The 2867-nt window shown below is 71.6% G+C and carries 3 protein-coding genes; 2 read left to right on the top strand and 1 reads right to left on the bottom strand.

All coding sequences use genetic code 11. The features are described from left to right. Nucleotides 1–148 precede the first annotated feature (148 nt). On the top strand, nt 149–637 hold the full coding sequence (locus ACWDCZ_RS39955) for a SitI3 family protein (RefSeq protein ID WP_449818543.1): 489 nt from the start codon (nt 149–151) through the stop codon (nt 635–637). A gap of 129 nt (nt 638–766) precedes the next feature. On the opposite strand, the gene ACWDCZ_RS39960 is transcribed toward ACWDCZ_RS39955, so the two are convergent. Next, nucleotides 767–1516, bottom strand: coding sequence for a serine protease (locus tag ACWDCZ_RS39960; protein WP_159028347.1), 750 nt, complete (start codon nt 1514–1516; stop codon nt 767–769). Between the two features lie 312 nt (nt 1517–1828). Between ACWDCZ_RS39960 and ACWDCZ_RS39965 the strand changes: the two genes are divergently transcribed. After that, entirely contained in the window at nt 1829–2740 is a 912-nt protein-coding gene (locus ACWDCZ_RS39965; protein ID WP_449818544.1) for an aminoglycoside phosphotransferase family protein, read from the top strand. Nucleotides 2741–2867: the final 127 nt, after the last annotated feature.

Raw genomic sequence — 2867 nt, forward strand, 5'->3', positions numbered from 1 at the left:
TAGTGTGCGGCTGTGGGGTGGTGAGCCCCGCGGGCAAACCCCCACAACACACCGCTGTCCTGTGTCCGGGGCGGGCGCGACCATCACGGTGATCGACATGTGCGGCAAGGTGGTTTCCCTCAGCCTGGAGAAAGAGGGAGGGACGGAGATGGCGATCTCCTACAGCCTCGACCTGGTGACCACGTGGACCACGGCCGAGGTCGCCCGGAGCCTCACCGACGCCGCCCGGCCGATGCGGCTCTTCGACGCCACCGCAAGCGTCGACACCCTGCTCGGAGGCGGCGCGCTCACCGAGCACGGCACCTGGATCCGGGTGACCCCTTGCAGGCCCACTCCCTGGGGGGACCCGCGGATCGGTGGCCGTGTCTTCACCCCGACCGTCTCGGTAGCGTTCCGGCTGGGCAAGCACACCGACATCCCCGGCCAGCAGGACGACATGACCCGCCTGACCGACGGCCTCCTCGCGCAGGTACCCGGCGACGCGGTCCTGCACCTCGACTACGAGGACGTCTGGCTGGTGCGCCAGGACGGCGTGCTGGCCCTCAGCGAGAACGCCGACATGTGGCCGCCGAACCGCCTCGCCGCCCTCCCGGGCCCCTACCGCCGCCGGACGCACGAGTTCACCGACTGGGACTGAACCCCGTGGGATCGAACTGAAGGAGTGCCATCGCTCCAGGGGGCACAAAAGCGCCCGAAGACCACACGGGAGGGCCCAGCCGCAACCAGCGGCCGGGCCCTCCCGTCGTGTCCGGGTGCCGTCCGGGCGTCAGCCGCTGTTGGCCCGGATCCAGTCGACGTAGCTTCCGACACGGGTGAAGACGTCGGGGTAGCCGGACTGTCCGCACGGGGCGCCCCAGGAGGCGATGCCGACCAGGGTGCCGTTGGAGGTGAGGGGGTCGCCGCCGTCGCCCTGGCAGGTGACGTTCGCTCCTCCGGCGCAGAGCGAACTCGCGAAGATGAACTGGCCGGTGGAGCCGTACTTCGCTCTGCAGGTATCCCGGGAGACGACAGGGACGGTGAGGCTCTCCAGGACGGTGTTGGTGGCCCGGGTGGTGGTGATGCCCCAGCCGGAGACGGTGTCCTGCGAGCCGGGCGCGGCGTCGCTGCCCTGGGCGGGCAGGGTGACGGGCTGGGCGTCGGCGCCGTACTGGATGGGAGCGGCGAGTTCCAGCAGGGCGATGTCGTTCTCGTGGGGGAACAGCGGGTTGTAGGCCGGGTGGTCGATCACCCGGTCCACGGGGACGACGGTGCCGCCGGAGGTGTCGTCCAGGGAGCCGTAGCGAATCGAGTACCCGGTCAGGACGAGCGGGTCGAGGCAGTGCGCGGCGGTCACGACGTGGGTCTGGTCGATGATGGTGGCGCCGCAGTCGAGGCCGCCGTCAGGGTTCTGCAGCACGACTTCGTAGGGGATCTGCCCGAACGCCACCGGTGTGCCGCCGATGACGGCGGCCGCGGGGCAGGCCTGTGCGGCCACGAGGCCCGCGGCAGCCGCGAGCACCGCCACGGCCCGTGCCACCACCCTCCTCCCCGCCGCACTCCTTGCCGCTCTCCCCGTTCTGCGATCCCGTCCGTCACCGGGGGTGACGTTGCCTGCGCTGTGCATCTGATGCCTCTTCCACTCCGCTGGGGTGGCGCGCTGCCACCGCACCCAGGCGTTCCCCGTCGGATTTGCGGCCACCACGTCCTCACCCGTAGGGCTCATGGGCGAGCCTCGGCACGGTGCCACGGGGCTCGACGAATACCGGTTGTCGAACCTGTGTCGGGTGGGTTCTACTCGCGTGGCGCAAGCGTCCGTCCGCTCACACCAGAGCCAGCCAAGGGGTGTCTGTTGAACGATGTTCCGGATCTCGGGCCGATGCCCCAGCGGATCACCGTCAGTGCCGAACAGGCGGGGAGGCTCGTGGCCGAGCAGTTCCCGCAGTGGGCCGCACTGCCTGTGACGGCTGTGGAGAACGGCGGCTGGGACAACCGGACCTTCCGCCTGGGCGAGGACATGGTGCTCCGCCTGCCCAGCGCGGAGGAGTACGCCCTGGCCGTGGAGAAGGAGCACCGTTGGCTGCCCGAGCTGGCAGCCGCTCTCCCGCTGCCGATCCCGGTGCCGCTGGCGAAGGGGAGTCCTGGTGCGGCCTACCCGTTCGCGTGGTCGGTCTACGGGTGGATCGACGGCACGCCCGCGACGTTCGAGTCGGTCGTCGATCCGATCGGCTTCGCCGGGGGCCTGGCCGACTTCGTCGCCGCGTTGCGGGGCGTCGATGCCTCGGAGAGGCCGCAGCCCGGCAAGCACAACTGGTTCCGTGGGGCGACGCTGCGGACGTACGAGGCGCAGGCGCTCGGTGCGCTGGACGGGCTGCGCGGCCACGTCGACGTCGCGTCGGCACACGAGCTGTGGACCCAGGCGCTCGCGGCGCGGTGGGACGGGGCCGACGTCTGGTTCCACGGCGACCTCGCCAAGGGAAACCTGCTCCTTGAGGACGGACGGCTCGCCGCCGTCATCGACTTCGGTACGTGCGGCGTGGGGGACCCGGCTTGCGACCTCGCGATCGCGTGGACCCTGCTCTCGGCCGACGGCCGCGACGTGTTCCGGAAGCGGCTTGGCGTCGACGACGCCACGTGGGCGCGCGGACGCGGCTGGGCGCTGTGGAAGACGCTCGTCTCGTGCGCCAACAGCCTGGGCGAGGACGGCGCTGACGCCCGTGACGCGCGCCGCGTGCTCTCGGGGATCCTCGCCGATCGGGGCTGAGGGGTCGTAGGGGCCGTAGGCGGCCGTCAGACGGGCGGGTTGGGGCGGGTGGTGGCCGCGGTGCTCGGCGAGGCGGCCTGGGTGGCGGGCGCACCGGTCGCCGGCGGGGTCTTGGCGGTGTCGGACG

The sequence above is a fragment of the Kitasatospora sp. NPDC001225 genome (assembly GCF_053597855.1).

Coding starts and splice junctions, on each gene's coding strand:
- ACWDCZ_RS39955 (WP_449818543.1), top strand. CDS start 149: ATGGCGATCTCCTACAGCCTCGACCTGGTGACCACGTGGACCACGGCC.